At 53.6% G+C, this 15,855-nt stretch carries 16 protein-coding genes; all 16 read right to left on the minus strand.

All coding sequences use genetic code 11. From position 1 onward, the window contains the following. Positions 1-20: 20 nt before the first annotated feature. The 16 genes from Pla22_RS02945 to Pla22_RS03020 all read right to left on the minus strand — a co-directional run bounded on the left by Pla22_RS02945 (position 21) and on the right by Pla22_RS03020 (position 15,824). The gene (locus Pla22_RS02945) at positions 21-1,400 is read right to left on the minus strand and encodes a serine/threonine-protein kinase (protein WP_146513276.1); all 1,380 of its coding nucleotides are present in this window, start codon (positions 1,398-1,400) and stop codon (positions 21-23) included. Then, positions 1,393-1,977, minus strand: coding sequence for a sigma-70 family RNA polymerase sigma factor (locus Pla22_RS02950; protein ID WP_146513277.1), 585 nt, complete (start codon positions 1,975-1,977; stop codon positions 1,393-1,395). Before Pla22_RS02950 ends, Pla22_RS02945 begins: the two co-directional genes overlap by 8 nt. Positions 1,978-2,074: 97 nt before the next feature. Continuing rightward, the gene (locus Pla22_RS02955) at positions 2,075-4,510 is read right to left on the minus strand and encodes a flagellar hook-basal body complex protein (RefSeq protein WP_146513278.1); all 2,436 of its coding nucleotides are present in this window, start codon (positions 4,508-4,510) and stop codon (positions 2,075-2,077) included. A 97-nt stretch (positions 4,511-4,607) separates the two neighbouring features. Beyond that, on the minus strand, positions 4,608-5,054 hold the full coding sequence (locus Pla22_RS02960; RefSeq protein ID WP_146513279.1) for a flagellar hook assembly protein FlgD: 447 nt from the start codon (positions 5,052-5,054) through the stop codon (positions 4,608-4,610). A gap of 129 nt (positions 5,055-5,183) precedes the next feature. Beyond that, positions 5,184-6,785 carry a flagellar hook-length control protein FliK gene (locus tag Pla22_RS02965; RefSeq protein WP_146513280.1) on the minus strand — a complete coding sequence of 534 codons (1,602 nt, stop codon included), beginning with the start codon at positions 6,783-6,785 and terminating at the stop codon, positions 5,184-5,186. A gap of 85 nt (positions 6,786-6,870) precedes the next feature. Then, the gene (locus tag Pla22_RS02970) at positions 6,871-7,524 is read right to left on the minus strand and encodes a hypothetical protein (protein WP_146513281.1); all 654 of its coding nucleotides are present in this window, start codon (positions 7,522-7,524) and stop codon (positions 6,871-6,873) included. Next, entirely contained in the window at positions 7,521-8,018 is a 498-nt protein-coding gene (gene fliJ / locus Pla22_RS02975) for a flagellar export protein FliJ (protein ID WP_146513282.1), read from the minus strand. Before fliJ ends, Pla22_RS02970 begins: the two co-directional genes overlap by 4 nt. A gap of 11 nt (positions 8,019-8,029) precedes the next feature. Then, positions 8,030-9,418: a FliI/YscN family ATPase gene (locus Pla22_RS02980; RefSeq protein ID WP_146513283.1), complete on the minus strand. Its 1,389-nt coding sequence runs from the start codon at positions 9,416-9,418 to the stop codon at positions 8,030-8,032. Positions 9,419-9,516: 98 nt separating this feature from the next. Further along, entirely contained in the window at positions 9,517-10,206 is a 690-nt protein-coding gene (locus tag Pla22_RS02985) for a FliH/SctL family protein (RefSeq protein ID WP_146513284.1), read from the minus strand. A 32-nt stretch (positions 10,207-10,238) separates the two neighbouring features. After that, a complete protein-coding gene (locus tag Pla22_RS02990; protein ID WP_165440495.1) occupies positions 10,239-11,525 on the minus strand; it encodes a hypothetical protein in 1,287 nt (428 codons plus the stop codon). Positions 11,526-11,838: 313 nt separating this feature from the next. After that, positions 11,839-13,467 (minus strand): beta-cystathionase, encoded by a 1,629-nt coding sequence (locus Pla22_RS02995; RefSeq protein WP_146513286.1) that lies wholly within the window; start codon positions 13,465-13,467, stop codon positions 11,839-11,841. Positions 13,468-13,525: 58 nt separating this feature from the next. Beyond that, positions 13,526-13,858, minus strand: coding sequence for a flagellar hook-basal body complex protein FliE (gene fliE / locus Pla22_RS03000; protein WP_146513287.1), 333 nt, complete (start codon positions 13,856-13,858; stop codon positions 13,526-13,528). A gap of 37 nt (positions 13,859-13,895) precedes the next feature. Next, the gene (gene flgC, locus Pla22_RS03005; RefSeq protein ID WP_146513288.1) at positions 13,896-14,315 is read right to left on the minus strand and encodes a flagellar basal body rod protein FlgC; all 420 of its coding nucleotides are present in this window, start codon (positions 14,313-14,315) and stop codon (positions 13,896-13,898) included. Between the two features lie 29 nt (positions 14,316-14,344). Beyond that, positions 14,345-14,740: a flagellar basal body rod protein FlgB gene (locus tag Pla22_RS03010; protein ID WP_146513289.1), complete on the minus strand. Its 396-nt coding sequence runs from the start codon at positions 14,738-14,740 to the stop codon at positions 14,345-14,347. A gap of 24 nt (positions 14,741-14,764) precedes the next feature. Further along, entirely contained in the window at positions 14,765-15,187 is a 423-nt protein-coding gene (locus tag Pla22_RS03015; RefSeq protein WP_146513290.1) for a nitrogen regulation protein NR(II), read from the minus strand. A gap of 166 nt (positions 15,188-15,353) precedes the next feature. Then, the gene (locus tag Pla22_RS03020; protein WP_146513291.1) at positions 15,354-15,824 is read right to left on the minus strand and encodes a flagellar export chaperone FlgN; all 471 of its coding nucleotides are present in this window, start codon (positions 15,822-15,824) and stop codon (positions 15,354-15,356) included. Between the last annotated feature and the right edge of the window lie 31 nt (positions 15,825-15,855).

Genomic DNA, 15,855 nt, shown 5'->3' on the forward strand with positions numbered 1-15,855 from the left:
ACTCACAGGGAAAGAAAACATCATTGGCCAGATTCAATTTCACTCATCAGCTCATCTGCATGATCATGAAGACGACGCAGTTCTTGATCGAGAGGGTCAGGCACTACCTCTTGGGCTCGGTAGGGAATGGAGCTAGACCGTCGGGATGGAGCTTCAACCGCCTTCAACCAATACGCGAACATCCCACCACCGATAAGCATGGACGCAGTGAGTGCGGCCAGCACTGTGATTATCAACAGCCTTTTCATATCGGTAGCTTTTGTCTGAAGTCTTTTCGGTAGCGTGTGAACGGTGGGATGCTGAACGTACGCCAAACAACGCTCCAGTAGCTCGGCAACCTCATGCGCGCGATCGGGTCGCGAAGCTGGTTGCTTGGCGAGTAACTCACCGGTCAATTGTTCAAGCCATGAAGGAACTTCGGGATTCTGAATTCGCATGGGGCGAGGAACATCATCGGAAATTTTCCGTAGCACTCCATAGCTGGTTTCCGCACGAAATGGCGGATATCCCGTTGCGCACGCGTAAATCACACTGCCAAGAGAGAACAGGTCACTTCGAGCGTCGATTGGCTCTCCGCGCGCCTGTTCGGGTGACATGTACTCGGGTGTTCCAGCGATCACGCCGCTGCGAGTTACCGAGACATCATCCGCAGCGCGCGCAAGTCCAAAGTCAGTCAACATCGCCCGGTCGACACTGCGTTCGAGCAAAATGTTCGCTGGTTTGACATCACGATGAACAAGTCCCTGAGCGTGAGCGGCTGCTAAGCCATGGGCAACTTGCACAGCAATTCGCAACAACTCAGCGATTGGCAGTGGCCCTTCCATGTCCAACCGTTGCTGTAGCGAAAGACAAGCGACAAAGGGCATTACCAAGAACGGCAACGAAGCGGATTCACTGACCGATAGTATCGGCATCACATTGGGGTGAACAATCGCGGCAGTCGCCTGAGCCTCTCTAAGAAAACGTTTCCTTGCGACAGCGACCATCGCTAGGTGGGGTGACATCACCTTTACGGCCACTGGGCGATTGAGTTCCTGTTGGAATCCTTTCAGCACGATGCCCATTCCGCCATGGCCAATCACCGATAGAATTTCGAACTCACCAAGTCGACCTATCGAATCCGGTTGGTTTGATGGTTCAAGAAAAGCGACAGCGAAGTCAGCCAATGAATAAGTTTCCGTCGAGTCGGCGCGTGATCCGGGCTTGGCAGACTTGGTCGATGCGGATTCGCGTTTAAGCACGCTTACGATGTTCTCGCTTTCAACCAAAGCGTTCATTCGGTTTTGGCAATCCACACACTCATCCAGGTGCTTCACCAGAGCTTCTTCGATCGCAGGTTCCGCTGTTTGTCCAACGCATCGCTGCAATACTTCATCGCTGGGATGTGCTTGCTTATTCATGCATCACCTCGGCGATTGTTTCCCGAATCCGACGTAGAATTCGAGATCTCGACATATAGATGCTGCCTTGCGAGACGCCGATATCCGTCGCAACCTTGGCGACTTCGCGACCATCGATCATCGTCGCCCAGAACGCTTGCCAACTTGTCGTTGCAAACTCATCCTTGACTCTATCCGCCGCCCAGACGATCAGCTCATGCTGATATTGGTGCTCGAGAGTCGGATCCACGTTGCCAATTTGTTGATTGAGCAATAGCAGCGCGTCGGTGCCACCTTGCCCCATCGTTTGACGCCTCTGAATCGACATGAATTTGATAACCACGTTGCGAGCAACACGGCTGACCCATCGTCGAAAAGAAGCTTCCCCGCCATCATCTCGCCAGCCGCTCACTGAACCGGCGATAGCGACAAGCACTTGTTGGGTGACATCGCTGACGTGGCTTGCGGGGATTCCTTGGCGCTTCACCAAGTGAATTAAGAAGGGCTCGTAAATCTCTAAAAACGCCCACCACGCTGATTGATCGGATGATTCCGACAATCGAACGATCAAGCTGGGACGCGTTTCAGGATTGAGCATTGAATGGATTCCATCAACCAATAGAAGTCTCTATTGGTTGTAGTCCACTGCTCGACCACTTTCTAACGCCTAGGAAAAGAAATAATCAAGAATGCATCTATCGACGCAGATTGAGCAACTCATCGAGCAATTGCTGACTTGTCGTGATCACTCGCGAATTGCCTCGGTATTGGGTGCTCGCGAGAACCAATTCAACCAAGTCTTGGCCGATATCAGTATTTGACAGTTCTAACGCACCACCGATCACACTGCCGATACCACTTTCGCCGGGAGCCCCTTGAACAGGCAAACCAGTGTTCACCCCTTTGGCGAACAAGTTCAAACCACGAGCCTCAAGACCAACGGGGTTCGCAAAACGAGCAAGTTGCAATTGACCTAAGTCTCGTGTCACACCGTTGCTAAACACACCGCGAATGGTTCCGTCTTCGCCAACCACATAGCTGTTCAAGACACCCGGTTCGCTACCGTCTTGCCTTGTCGCAGCCAAGGTTGCGTCCTGAGTCGCCAAGCCGGAAACCAAGTCGAAGTCCATGTCGAATTGCAATGGCGAAATACTAGGGACGCCGTTGCGTTCGATCGCGATTCGTGAATTGGTTGCACCGATGAAACTTCCGTTCCCGTCGAAGCGTAGCAAACCAGTGCCCACGGCAACGTTGGTACCACTAAGAGGAGAGTTCTCGGGGCTGTCGGCGTACCAACGGTAAACGGTTTGCTCGTCCGTTCGCTCTTCCAAGGTTGCTGTGACTCGGACATTAATTGGAACGCCCAACGAATCGTAAACAATGAAGTCACTCGCTGCACTTTGTCCCACGGCTTCCTGAGCGGTACCGAACCCAAGGTTGGGATTGGTTGTTGACCCGTCCAGAGTTTTGATTTGGAAAGCTGCGAGATCGATTTCCAGCGCGTTGAGTTCACCCGTGTTGCTGACGAAACGGATTCCCCCATCGTTGATGTAACCGCCGGGGACGAGTTCGCCGGATTCGCCCGGGATATTGTTTTCGGATGCCTTGATGGGGTTTTGCGAATCGAGCTGTAGACTTTGGATGCCTGATGAGACTTCAACAAAGTCAATGAAGTCTTGGATCGTGGTCGTATCGGTAATTTCGAATTCCTTTGACCCCAGAGCTCGTCCACCTTTTCGACCACTGTAGGTAAGGGTTCCGAGTTCAAACGCATTCGAATACGTCAAACCATCTCGTTTGAGAACATTGGTCAACAGTGTGCTGCTATTGATGGTTGGACCATTCAAGTCGATCAACTGATTTTCTGGATCGCTCAAGTCGGCGATTTCAGCATCGGACTTGCTATCGGTGTAGACATCGCCGGGTGCGACCGTGTCCACAAGATAGAAGTTGTTCTGGTCACCGGCCAAATTCCGATAGATACGAACTTCGTCGTATGCTGGGAATGTTTCGCCGGTCCCCGGAGTCGGTGGATCGGGAAAGTTGGACAACGTGACCCGACCGTTCACCACATTCTGTGGTCCAATCAGAACGCTTGGCCGGCTCTCTTGTTCACCGTTCTTATGGTACGTCACCATGTAGGTGTAGTTACCCGTCAGCGTTGTGTTATCAAGCGCATTGGCTGAAAGAGGCGTTGATCCGTTGTCGGTAAATGTGCCGCCGGCTGCAGCGCTATCGAGAAGGAAGAAGTCCGAGCCATTAGGTCCGGTTCGATAGATATTCACGGACGCAAATTCGCCGGTTCCTTCGGATGGCAAGTTCCCCAGCTCAATCGCTCCGCCGGTCCCAACAGTTGCCGATATGGGTCCACTAGGCGTTGATTCGTTGCCGCTTGAGTCCACCAATGCCACTCGGTACTGGTAAGTTCCCGCAGCCAATGTGCCCACACCGCCGGTGTTCGTTGTCACCACGCTGTTGTCGGACGTGGGCGAAACACCAAGCAGGGTTTCGGACGCGTCGGGACGAGGCACAGACGAATCACCCAGCACAATGGACTGAATCACTTCGGATACGTCAGCCACATCACCTTCGGGCGTCAGCGAGCCTTCAAACGTGACGTTCTCGGTTGCCTTGGCAACGCTTTCGGTACCCAACGGAACGGACAAAGGAACGAGGTTCGATTCCTGGAGTCGGAATTGATCGTCGATTCCATACCCCAGCAAGCGTTGACCGGTAGAGTTCACCAGTTCCGCGTCGCTATTGAGCTTGAAGATTCCGTTTCGCGTGTAAAGGCGTTCGCCATCGGCACCTTCGACGATAAAGAAACCATCGCCTTGAATCGCCAAGTCCGAAGGACTGCTGCTGATTTCAATTGTGCCCTGGTTATGGTTCGCCGCAATTTCAGCTACCTGAACCCCCAAACCGATTTGGCGGGGGTTGTTACCGCCGTTGTTGGCATTGGGTGCAGCACCGAGAGAGAGCGTTTGCAGAAACTGAGTCGCAAACACCACATCGGACGACTTGAACCCGACGGTTTGCGAGTTGGCGAGGTTATTGCCGATCACATCAATCTGTGTTTCGGCGGCGGCCAAACCGGTTAGTGCGGTTGTCAGCGCTGATGTCAGTCCCATGAACTCAACTCTCTAAAAGTTGTTGCGGAAGAACAAGAAAACCATCCTGCTAACAACTTCATCGGTTGGTCACGCGGTTCGTGACGATCGTTAAAGTCTACCCAGGTTGAATTTCTCGAATATTCTTTATGTCCATCGTCTTGGCACCAACATGAACTTTGATCGTTCTTGTGCCCTCTTCACTATTTGTTTCCACCGTGATGCGATCAACAATGCCATCAATAGACGAGGCATCGTCAGCCAACCCGTTGACGGTTTGTCCGATCAGACTGCTAGCGGTCACCAACTCTTGGCTCGCGGACAAGTTTGTGAGCACTTCGGACAACTGATCGGTGGCACCAATCTCGCGAATCTGGCCCATCTGAGCCACCATTTCGCTGTTGTCCATCGGGTTGAGCGGATCCTGGTTTTGCAGCTCGTTGATCATTAGCTTCAAGAAGCCATCGGTATCCAACTCGTTGTAAGCGTCGCGTGCCTCGCCGATCTGAGATGCAGATTCTTTGGCTGAGAAGTTTGCGGAAGCCGATTGTCCAATTGCTGACATGGCGAGGTTCTCAAAGGATGGGAGTGAAGTCTTCTTCGTTGGTGATTTCAATCGAAGATCGCGATGGAGACCACCGTGTTTCTAATCAATACTCATTCAAGAGCCATGATCGCGAGAGCGATCTGAAAATCAAATGTGAATATCCATGCCGCCGCTGGCCGCGGTAGCAAGGGGTAGCTGTGAAACCGGGATCAGCGGTTCGCGTGAGGACGAATCGTTTCGATTGCGTCTGCCCGATCCTGAACCGGAATGGTCGCGACGATTGGCTCGCTGATCCGCTTGATCGCTTTGCGTTTGGTCATCGAAGTTGGATGTTTGCCCGCTAAACGATTCAGTTTCGATTTCCAATTTTTCAACCTGCATTCCGTAGCCTTCCAACCGCGAACGCAAGTCCGGCAAGTGTTCCTGGAGTGCTGCAGCAGCAGCCTCGGTTTCAGCAACGACGCGTGCATTGACTCGTTTTTGGTCAATTCGCATTTCCACTCGCACGGTTCCCAGTTCAGCGGGAGCTAGCTTCAAACGAACGACGCCACCGTCGGGTCCGAGATGCTGAAACGCTTTGCTAACACGTTGAATCAACTTTATTCGATTCATCATGTCTGCCTTGGAAGTATCTGCGTCTTTTGCTTTGGTCGACTTCTGCCCCGCGGCCGCGGGTGCGGCGTTGGATGATTCCAATCCCGTGGCCTGTTCCAAACCGCCAATACTGCGTGAAACAGCTCCGGATCCCGCGGCACGTGCGGCGCTGGCTTGCGAACCTGATCCCGCAACCGTTGCCGTCCGAGAAGCGGCCGCTGCGACATTGACACCAGGACTTACCACTGGCGATTGCGTTTGTCCTTCGACTGCCGACAAAGCGTCGGATGCGGCGGGGGCTTGAGCCGACGAAGTGGACCCCTTGGCCGATCCTTCGACGGCAGCATTCACTCGATTGGATGACGAACCAGCCGATGGCTCGGCGAGTCCATTATCATCCTTGCGAGTGTAGCGTCGCCGGTTCTGAGATTCGCCCTGTGGTTGGTCCTGACCATCGGTTGGTTGGCCTGCTGCGCCTTCACCGACTCCGGTTGACTCGAGTGAAGGGCCAGTCGCTTCAGACGTTGAGGACTTTGTCTGTTGAATCCCTGAATCGGCCTGAGCGTTATCGGCCACAGGAGCCTCAATGACTTTGCCACCTATCTTCGACTTCTCGGTCGAAGGCGTGTCCACTTGCTCAACCGTTGCCGCTGCCTGTTGAACAGGAGCGATCATTGCTGACTCGACCTCTTCTTCCTCGATCAGTGATGCTTCGTCAGCCACGGCAACATCGTCGTCGTTTTGAGCATCCTGCTTCGCAGCGATTTCGTCTTCAAACGACTTATTTTGATCGTGTGAAACCGCCTCGGTGCCTAGGGTCACCGCCTCGGTGGAATGGCTATCGTCTTCGTTCGACAGCACCGCCGATTCTTCGGTGTCATCTTCGTCAGAGTCTCGTTTGTCTCCGGAAACTTCCTGGGTTACCACCACCGGATCATCGCTAGCGACTGAGTCTGCTTCGGTGGTCGGCTTGGCGGAAGTGGCTGCCATGGCTGCGAAAACCTGCGCGAACGCATCGCCAAGCATCTCAGCAGATTCAGGATTGAACCCGCCTTCATCAAAGCCAGTGGTAGAGCGTCCTGAGCTAGCGCGCAGTTTCCTGATCGCGTTTGCGTACTTCGTAACTTGCGTGGTTTCGCCAACTGAATCGCTCATACCAGTTTCCCCCCGAAAATGATGAGCTAACGATCTATCCGTTTGAGGCTAGGACCGCTGATTCGTCGCGCTGAACTCTCCAGTATCAACCAGCCGCAGCTTGATCAATCAGAGAGGTCGTCGGCTGACCTTCAGAGATTCGCCTCAAAATTTCGGCGAGCTTGATTTTTTCATCCTTATCCGCAAACTCTGCCATTATGTCTTTTCGTTTTTCTGTGGGCATAGCTTGAATGATTGTTACAACGTCATCAACTCTTTCATCGTCATACATGATCAGGAGCTGCTCTTTTGCCTGAACTGCGTCAAGTGACTGAAGCGTACGTTGCACATCGCGCAGACCTTGTTTTTGAATTCCTTCGCGTTTTTCCTCAAGTTCACGACGAAATGCGGCGACACGATTGTCGAAGCGATCGCGTTCGTTTTTCAGCTCTGCCAGCATCGTGCTCAACTCATCTCGGAACGATTGTTGGCTCTGCAATCGCATCTCTAGATCGAACCCTTCAAGCTTTCGGGCTTCAAGAATCTCATCAAAGTCAGGTTGTTCACGGTCTTCGCTTGCCCGCATGATTTGCTGTAAACGCTGGCCGGTGATATCAATGCCGTTGGTCAGCGCAATCACTTGCGTCATGTTGTCTGAATTTAGTCGCCCGCTTCCCACCAGATAGCCACCGACAATCATTTGGGTGATTACGGTCGCGACACATAAGGCTGCAAATGCAGTAGAGAGTTTTGAGATCATCGGATACCTCCGGGCGAATCACTTATTCCACGTCGTTGCAATCTGTCTTGTAATTGTCGTTGCCTTACATAGGCGGCTGACGTTCGATCGTCGAGCTCGATCTGCTCCTGCCGTCGTTGTTCGGCTTTGAAGTGATCGAGCTCTTTTTCACGAAACCGTTCCAACTTCTTTACTTCGGCTTCGGCAGCGGCTAAACCCTGTTGCCGTCGTTGCAGTTCCTGGCCAAGAGTTACCAAGGTCCTTTTGAGCCCTTGGATGTCTGCGGCAAGTTGCATTTCGTAGCGATTGGTCGCCAGCATACGTTCCACCACGACGCTTCCGACGCGAGCGGCGTTTTGTTGTTGTCTAGCAAGAACCAGGTCCGCGTTGATACTTTCAATTTCCAATTCGACTTTGCGGATCGCTTCGGTAGCCTGACCGACCGCGACGCCAGCCTGGTCTCGCGCGGTTCGCTTTAGATCCAACAAGAACTCGAATCGGTAGTGAAACTTCATACCCGGTTACCTTAAGTTCCTATCGCCTTGGCGGCCCCAGAAGCGGACGCATTTTGCTGGCCTAACATCTGGCTTTTGACTTGATGCTGCGCGAGCAGGTCTTCCATCGACATATTCATTAGCGAGATCAGACTCGCCATGGACTCTTCGAAGGGAGCCGTTTCGTTGGCGGCTTGGGTGAGCAGCTTCTTTAGCGGATCGCGAAACGCAATCGCCGCATCGATGCGCGGGTCCGAGCCCACTCGATAGGCACCAATCGATATCAAGTCTTCGCTTTTGGCATACTGAGCCAAGTGCCCGCGAGCAGCAGAAACGGCGGTTATCAGTTCGGGCGATGCGATGTGCGCCTGCAATCGACTCAAGCTCTCGAGCACATCGATGGGCGGCCAGTGTGCTTGGGTGGTCAGCTTACGGCTAAGCATGATGTGACCATCGAGCAAACCACGCAGGGTGTCCGCCACGGGTTCATTGTTGTCATCGCCTTCCACCAGGACCGTATAGAAGGCGGTGATGGATCCACTATTGGTTCGTCCCGCACGCTCGACCAAACGAGGCAACAAGTTAAACACGCTAGGTGGATAGCCTCGCGTGGTCGGTGGTTCGCCAGCTGCCAAGCCGAGCTCGCGTTGTGCCATTGCAAAACGAGTCACAGAGTCGAGCATGAGAAGAACGTTTTCGCCCTGATCACGAAAACACTCTGCAACCGCGGTCGCTGTCCAGGCGGCACTGACACGTTGAGCCGCAGGCCGATCGCTAGTGGCGACCACAACAACACTTCGAGCGAGCCCTTCTTTGCCGAGTGAGCGTTCGATGAACTCTTGCACCTCACGCCCCCGCTCTCCGATCATTCCGATCACGATGCGGTCGACATCTGTGCGTCGAGCTAACATCCCTAGAAGCGTACTTTTGCCGACACCACTACCGGCAAAAATCCCCAACCGTTGCCCCAATCCGCACGTCAACATCGTGTCGATTGCGCGAACTCCTGTGTGCAAAGCCTTATCAATAGGTGGACGATCGAGAGATTCAGGTGGACTTCGATCGGCGTCGACGGGAACCAAATCCGAAGGTAGCGGACGCCCATCAAGGGGCTGACCAAAGGCGTCGATCACGCGACCGCATAGCGAGGGGCCGACACGAAGTTTAGTGGAATGGTCTATCAAGCGAACTTTATCGCCGGCTGATACAGCGATTAAACGTTCCATGGGTGCCAAGACCGGGCGGACGCCATGGAATCCGATCACGCGAGCTTTTATTTTCTCACCACGGCTGGATTCTACTTCGCAGATCGCTCCCAACGGCGCAGTCATCCCTTCAATCTCTAGCGTTTCACCCGCTACCGAAGCGACTCGTCCACTGATTCGATGGGTCACCATCGAAGCAATGAAGTCACGCATCATTTGAGAATTGGGAAGGGGAGGGCAGTGCAGGGTCACGATGATTGTTTGAAAAGAGACGTTGGAATAAGAGGTGGGCAAACGCGTGGGCCACGCGGGAACTAGCTCAGCAATTCTTCGAGGCGTTGAAGCTGCGCGTTCAATCCCGCTTTGATTTCACCACCGGTTTGTCGAACAGCAATCTCGCTCACCGCCAACGACGCGTCAGGGACCACCTGGGATTGTTCGGGAAGATCCGGCGATGCAAGTAGCTCGTCAAGTTGCTCGCCAATCTGAACTAACATCTCAGGATGCACGGCGATGCTCAACCGCGATGCGGACCGAGCGCTATGGACGGCTTCAGTCGCCCAATTCACCATCAGGCTTGCCTCATTGGCAAGTTGGTGTCGACAAACTTTTTCAGCAGCAGCTAAAGCGATGGTATGGAGCGATTCGACGTACGAGTTCATCCAAGCTTCGTAGTTACGGTGCATTTCGGCGACCGCTTTCTGAACCATCTTCAAACTGTCCGCAGCTTGTTTCTTCGCCTCCGCCTTAAGCTTTGCATCAGCGTCTACTTCTGCTTTCTTCAAACCGTCTTGGTAGCCTTGGGTCGTCGCTTCGGCTCTTAAGATCGCTGCATCTTCGCGAGCTTTCTGCAGCAAGTCTTCAACTTGGCTCTGGCACTGCTTCAACCGCAGGCGACCTTCATTGGCAAGATCGTCTAGGTTGAATCCAGCGAGACCCGAGACTTCGCGAGTTGCATCGGTGTTGTGCTGGGATGTGTTGGTCGACTTCAGTACGCTGGCCATGGTAGTGCCTTTAGTTCGCTTGATGCGGCAAGCTATGCAGCAATGAGGTTAGGCTGGCTGGAAGACGATCGAGAAGCTCTTGATCGAACGGAATCCAAAGAAAGTGAGGCGAGAGCGACGCGTTCTTTCGCATCATCGATGTCACGTAAATTAAGTGAACTAAGATTGGCCATCTTAATGCGAACGATCTTGGCTTGATCCTTCGGCAAGATTGCCAGAGCGGCTTCCGCAACCGGATTGGGCAATCCGCAGAGAGTCAGCATCGCCTCTTTCGTTTCGACCTTGCCAAGAGATTGACAGAGTTCGATGGGTGTCAGGCCAATCAAGTGATGGTGAATTTGATCGGTTGAAGTGAAGGTCTCAACTTGGCTTTGGGGTGACTCAGGAGTGAGTGCTTTATCGACGCCCGCAGAGTGTGTCGAAGGTCGACTGGCGACTTCCGGTTCTTCCCGGACAACTCGTAACCGATGAGTCAGATCGATCGCTGAGACATCGGCATCGGAACGCCCCGCGTAAGCATCACGCTGAGGAACGGATTCTTGAACCAGGGCATCGCTTGGCAACGGTGGTTCAACAACGTTCCCTTGCGGCCGAGCAGCGTGTGTCAACTCAGGCTTCACCGCTGCAATTTCTGGACTGGCACTCGACGGCATGGAGGCGAGGATTGCATCAAGCTTGCGTTTGCCTTGCTCGGATTGAGACCGAATTCCGTTTTGATCGATCAGTTTGCGAAAATGCGTTTCGAGATCTTGAGCGGTCGCTGGATCCACGTCTCCCATCCGACCGATGCGGCTAAGCGTGACTGTCCGCAGATGTAGTGGCAACAACGGCAACACCGCACCCGCTTTTTCAGGTCGCACCGACGCTAGCACAATCGCGATGGCTTGAGGATGCTCGGCAACCAGCAATGAGGCAAGATCTTGATCGGCGACCTGGTTCAGGAAACCAAGTGGTGATCCGCTCGTATCGGAGGAGTGCAAGGAGTTCGACTTCACCACGGAAGTTCCCGAGTACATCCCGGGTTCCATTCCGCCAGCCTGGTTCCCCATCGGTAATGCCGAGGGATGACCGGACGTGGGATCACTCGGTTGCGAAACGATGGAAACCTTGAACGCTTCCACCGCTCGTCGACGTTCCAAAGGGTCAACGTCGGAAAGCGAGGTCATCGTCCGTCGCAACGCCTGCTTCGATTCGGGATCAATCGTTCCCAGCAGTTTCGCGACCATGGGTGCCGGCAACGTGCTTAACACGATCGCTACTCGGCGCAGCATCGCATCGCGATCGTTCGCCGTCCGTGTTGCTGCATGACTCGTCGCCATCGTCACGTTGACTTCTCCCTAACCAACCAAGATCGTCGATTCCTTCGACCACCCGTCTTTCGACTCCATGGGACTTTAGGAAAAGTTGCCAGAAATTGGAAAGACCGATATCGCGTCGTGGAACACGAATTATCGCCTTTGCGAATCGTTAGGTTCGGCCGTCGGCAACACACACGACGAATTCGTCGCAAATGTCGCGATAATTGCGATACCGATTTATCCCAAGTTCACGCTTGTGGCCGATCTGCGATTGTGGGCGATAGGGGCCGGGACCGGGACCGGGGCCGATCGAAATTGATTGCGGACCCAGGGCTCAGGCCGCCTCGCCAATCCAACTGCGAATCACATTCGCAGCGACTTCCGGATTATCTTCGACTAAACCCAGCAACTCTTCTTTCAGGGTTCCACCGGTAATAGTCATCGAATCACCCTCTTCCACTTCCTCTTCCGGTTCCGCTGGTGGCTGGGGCAGTTCCAAGCCAAAGCCCTCGTTGAATTCCGGAGGAGTCGAACCGCTTCCTTTGGCGGCGGAGCGAGCGACCAACAAGGCAGCAAGGCCAAGGAACACGAGTGCAATCGTTTGCCAGGACTGAGCAAGCCAGTTCAGGGCGATCTTGGCCGTTTGCGGCGGTGCTGCAGCCACGGTAGGAAGATCCACCGTCTCTTTCACAGTGACCAAAGGAAAAGCATCATCACCTGCGGCCACGCCTGGTAAAAGGGGAGTGACAATGGCCTGAATACGTTTTTCAATGTCTGACTTCAACCGAGTCAATTTCGTTTCATCGATCTTGATGTCTTCCGGTTTGATCGAGTTGTCGAGTTGCAGTTCTTGGGTGATGTACTGCTGACGATAGAAACTTGGCGGCAACCCAATCGAAACGGTAACGCGTTTGACCTGCAGCGAAGCCAGTCGCGAATTCTCGTATTCCTGTCCGGCTACCCCACGAGATTCACGATCGTCTTCCTTCACCCGACTCGTCTCGACAGTCTCTTCGATGCTTTGCGGACGGTTGCCGATCGCGTTGGGCACAGCCCCGGGGACACCCCGATTTTGCGGCTGATTGGTCGTCGATTCAATTTTTCGATTCTTGCTGAACAGATTAGTTGGTTCGGCATCGTACTTTAGCGTCGTTTTTTCCACGTCCATCTGCGGATCGATTTCTGCGGTCACGGCAATCGTTGCGGGATAGCCAAGCAGCAGCTTCTTAACCTTTTGGTCAATCCACATCTCCGCTTCTTTTTGCTTCCGCAACATTGGATCTTCATCATCGGAAAGCGAAGATGCCGTTGGCGAGTTCGCGTCGATGACTTGGATGTCGTCGGTACCCAAACCCGCGTAGGAAGCTTGAATCAAATCTTTGATCGCCAGGATGCGTCCACGCGGCAGCGCCGAGGACCCCTCAGGCACCACGAATACGCTGCAAACTTGAGGCGTTGCTCTACCGAGCCCAATTCGTTCCCCCCGATCATGCTCGACCTTCGCCAACATGATCTCTGGGAACGCCATGATGGTGGCAGCAAGTTCTTGTTCCTTCGCAACCATTTCTCGAGCCTCACGAAGATCGCTCGAGTCGAACACAGTGGTTGCATCAATCGCATCCTGGACTCGACTTCGCATCGACATCGGAAGCGACGATGAATCTTCAAGCGCGGCAAGATAGTCACTACGGTTCTGTGAAGGAATCTGAATCCGCGAACCCTCGCGTTTCCAATCGCCCAATCCTGCGCGGCTGAAGGCACGTTCAACGGCCGCCAATTCTTGACTACCGAACGATTGTCCTCCGAAAAGAAACTCCTTCCCGGAAGAGTTGTCGCCACGAACCAAAAACGCCAATCCGATCGTAATGGCTAGCCCCAGCATCACCACGATCACGCGTGATTGCATGGGCATGGAAACAAAAGCTTCGCGTGCCTGATCCGACGACTCTTTGAAGAAACTCATGAACGTTGATATCTAGACGTAGGTAGTTGGAATATGTGCAGCGTCGGTCATCACGCTTCTAAATCTGAATTTGCTGAACTTCGCGATAGGCTTCAATCAGCTTGTTTCTTACTTGCAACATCATGCGAAATGCGAGGTCGGCTTTTTGAACGGCCGTCAACACCTCGGCCTCATTGACGTCACCGCCGGTTAGCAACGAATGCACCATTCCGTTGGCATCCATTTGCATGGAGTTCACGTTCTTGACTTCGCCAACGAGAAGCTCAGAAAACTTCCCGAGTCCATCGGTGGATTGAGTCTTCGCTGCCCCAGCACCCAACGACTTGCCCGCGAAGTCGCCCAGCGGCGACATCGGACGTGGAGGCGGTGCGAGAGGACCAATGGGACGCATAAAAAAAGAAACCGATGTCAGTCGACAGAACTATTCGCTAAGCCAGGATGGTGAGTGTTTCGCGACTAAGATTCTTGGTGATCTCCATCACACCAACGTTGGCTTCGTAGGCACGAGTCGATTCGAGGGCGTCGACCATTTGCGTGGTAAGGTCGATGTTGGGATACGCCACATAGCCCTTTCGTTCCCCATCTTGAATCGCCAAGGGGTGAGTGGGTTGGTAACGATACAGGGGTTCGGATTCGTCCAAACTAACCTCGGCCACCTTCACGCCGGAAGCTCCCGAGATTGTCATCGTATCATCCGTCTGAAACACAACCTCTCGCGCCTTGTAAGGGTTGGGCTTTCCAGTCTCGTCGGTAAGTGACGACATATTGGCGATGTTCCCCGAAACGGCGTTCAAACGCGTACGTTGGGCGACCAACGCCGAGGTGCTGATGTCTAGTGCTTTAAGCATGGCAGGACCGTGAGGCTAGGGTGAAGGAATTAGGCGCGTTCAGTGATCGCGGCTTGCAGCAATGAAAACTGGCTTCGCATGGCTGTGATCGCGAGACTGTGCATGTGTTGGTTCTTTGCGATTTCAGTCACTTGATGTTCAAGGGACACGTCGCTGCCATCGTGAAAGACAACTTGTTCCATCGCATCACGCGGGCCTCGAATCATGTCTTCCCGCGTCGAAGGCGACACCGACTGCGGTCGAGTGCTTGCTTCGATCGAATCCGACAATGCAGAGTGGAATTCACCCACATCGAGATCGCGGGAACGGTAGCCCGGCGTATCGACATTGGCCAAGTTGCCGGCAAGCAATTCATGACGGCGCTGAGCAAACATGGCTGTCTGTTCGAGTGCCGGTATCGCGGTGGTTTGAAAAAGGTTGATCATGAAAGCACCTGTCTTTGAATGAGCCTAAGCAGCCATCCGCCGTTGGCGTTGTTCAGGTGGAAATGCAATCGTGACGCTTCCGCCACCTTGAGGACAGTTTTGCCAACGCAATGTTGCATTGACTGCGGCCGCTGCCATCGGGCGGCTTTGAGCACGATTGCTGATGTCTCGTCCGGTGTCGGCGATCTCGAGCTCGATTCCACAACCCGTGTCAATCGCGATGATTGTCAGGTCGCCACCATCGACCATCTCGTCGAGCGATTGGCGGATAATGGAAGTCAACAGATCGCAGGTTCTAGCCTTGTCGGCCGGAACCGGAAGACTGGTGTCGATGTCGAGTTCCAAGCAGATGGGTGATTGATGCTGAATCAACATCTTGCCAGCAACAGATTCCACCAGAACGGCTAAAGAATCACATTGCGTTGGGTCGATCCAATGATTTGACATGGTCTGTCTCCAGGAAAGGAATAGCGACCACGTTTTCTACGAGAGCCCGTCTTTTTGGGCACTCCTTTGCGGATCGCACCTTGGCTGATAAGCCCCACAGGTGGATCAACGCAAGATGACTTTAGCAAAACTTAGGCGTGAAACTGAATTCTTTGTGATTTCGACCTCAGTTGCTCGACAAATCAAGCCTTGCTCCGCTCGACGAACCCGATGAATTAGTTTGACCGTAGGCTTGTGATCGAGAGTAACCCGCAGCGGCTTGCTGGCCACTGTTCAAACGACCTAGCTGTTCTTCCATGTCACTACGACTGGCTTGCAACGTAGCTTCACACTGCGCCTCGATGGCTAGCAACTGCAGATGCATCTGCTCGCACTGCTGTTGCCGATCGCGGCACTGCTGGCGGACATCCTCACTTTCCCAAACGCGAGTTAGCGGATCGTCTTGTAAAGCAGGCATTAATTGGTCAGTGATACGTAAGAGCTGTTCGATTAGCTTTTGCTTTTGCGACAAAATCCGCATCAGGTCCGACATCCGGTTCTCGTCAATCGTCGCAACTTGATGCTCACTCAGCTCGGTCAATTGAGAGAGCGCTTCGAACTTTGCGTCGACGAGCTGACAAAGGGTATTAGCGTCCATAAGTGGTCGTCCTGGGAAGTTCGTAGTTCAT

It is taken from the genome of Rubripirellula amarantea, from assembly GCF_007859865.1.
Taxonomy (GTDB): domain Bacteria; phylum Planctomycetota; class Planctomycetia; order Pirellulales; family Pirellulaceae; genus Rubripirellula; species Rubripirellula amarantea.

Coding starts and splice junctions, on each gene's coding strand:
- Pla22_RS02945 (WP_146513276.1), bottom strand. CDS start 1,400: ATGAATAAGCAAGCACATCCCAGCGATGAAGTATTGCAGCGATGCGTT.
- Pla22_RS02950 (WP_146513277.1), bottom strand. CDS start 1,977: ATGCTCAATCCTGAAACGCGTCCCAGCTTGATCGTTCGATTGTCGGAA.
- Pla22_RS02955 (WP_146513278.1), bottom strand. CDS start 4,510: ATGGGACTGACATCAGCGCTGACAACCGCACTAACCGGTTTGGCCGCC.
- Pla22_RS02960 (WP_146513279.1), bottom strand. CDS start 5,054: ATGTCAGCAATTGGACAATCGGCTTCCGCAAACTTCTCAGCCAAAGAA.
- Pla22_RS02965 (WP_146513280.1), bottom strand. CDS start 6,785: ATGAGCGATTCAGTTGGCGAAACCACGCAAGTTACGAAGTACGCAAAC.
- Pla22_RS02970 (WP_146513281.1), bottom strand. CDS start 7,524: ATGATCTCAAAACTCTCTACTGCATTTGCAGCCTTATGTGTCGCGACC.
- fliJ (WP_146513282.1), bottom strand. CDS start 8,018: ATGAAGTTTCACTACCGATTCGAGTTCTTGTTGGATCTAAAGCGAACC.
- Pla22_RS02980 (WP_146513283.1), bottom strand. CDS start 9,418: ATGATGCGTGACTTCATTGCTTCGATGGTGACCCATCGAATCAGTGGA.
- Pla22_RS02985 (WP_146513284.1), bottom strand. CDS start 10,206: ATGGCCAGCGTACTGAAGTCGACCAACACATCCCAGCACAACACCGAT.
- Pla22_RS02990 (WP_165440495.1), bottom strand. CDS start 11,525: ATGGCGACGAGTCATGCAGCAACACGGACGGCGAACGATCGCGATGCG.
- Pla22_RS02995 (WP_146513286.1), bottom strand. CDS start 13,467: ATGAGTTTCTTCAAAGAGTCGTCGGATCAGGCACGCGAAGCTTTTGTT.
- fliE (WP_146513287.1), bottom strand. CDS start 13,858: ATGCGTCCCATTGGTCCTCTCGCACCGCCTCCACGTCCGATGTCGCCG.
- flgC (WP_146513288.1), bottom strand. CDS start 14,315: ATGCTTAAAGCACTAGACATCAGCACCTCGGCGTTGGTCGCCCAACGT.
- Pla22_RS03010 (WP_146513289.1), bottom strand. CDS start 14,740: ATGATCAACCTTTTTCAAACCACCGCGATACCGGCACTCGAACAGACA.
- Pla22_RS03015 (WP_146513290.1), bottom strand. CDS start 15,187: ATGTCAAATCATTGGATCGACCCAACGCAATGTGATTCTTTAGCCGTT.
- Pla22_RS03020 (WP_146513291.1), bottom strand. CDS start 15,824: ATGGACGCTAATACCCTTTGTCAGCTCGTCGACGCAAAGTTCGAAGCG.